We start from the raw sequence: 711 nt of genomic DNA on the forward strand, positions 1-711 counted from the left end.
CGGGACGGACCTTCCCATCGCGCCGGCCAGCGAGGCCCTGACCGGTCGGCTCCCGTAAGCCGACCGCGACCCGCTCGTCGGCCGAGCGGACGCGGGTCGCCCGTCAGTCGTCGATCCTCACGACTTAACTGACAGCGACGCAAATAGTGGTACGTGCCATCACAGGACACCCGAGAGATTACCGCCGAATCCGAGAGTCTCGAGATATTTCCGATCCTCGTCCAGCTCCGCGATCACCTCGACCGCGACTCCTACCTCGATCTGCTCGAGGAGATGCGAGCGGAAGGGTACCGGCTGTTCGCGCGCTACGTCGACGGCGAGCCGGTCGCCGTCGCCGGCGTGAAGATCGCAACGAACTTCTACCTCGGCCGGCACGCCTACGTCTACGACCTCGTGACCGACGAGGACGAGCGGTCGACGGGCCACGGCGAACGGCTCCTCGAGTTCGTCCACGAGTGGGCCGCCGAGAACGGCTGCAAGGCGGTCGAACTCGAGTCGGGGCAGTGGCGCACGGACGCTCACCGGTTCTACACGGAGCGGATGGGCTACGACGAGTACTGCACCTCGTTCGTGTACGATCTCTCCTGACGTGCGAGATCGGCTCGGGGGAGAGCGTCGGTGCGCCGGATCGGCGCGCCGCTCGAGAGCCCGTTCGCCGGGCGCGTCAGCCGACGATATCGGCGAACCGGCGCAACTGCTCGCGCTGGTCGG

1 protein-coding gene is annotated in these 711 nt (G+C 67.4%); it reads left to right on the forward strand.

The genetic code is table 11. The features are described from left to right. The first annotated feature begins 153 nt into the window (after positions 1-153). The gene (locus tag PGX04_RS20000; RefSeq protein WP_273740122.1) at positions 154-588 is read left to right on the forward strand and encodes a GNAT family N-acetyltransferase; all 435 of its coding nucleotides are present in this window, start codon (positions 154-156) and stop codon (positions 586-588) included. Positions 589-711: the final 123 nt, after the last annotated feature.

The organism is Natrinema soli, assembly GCF_028618695.1.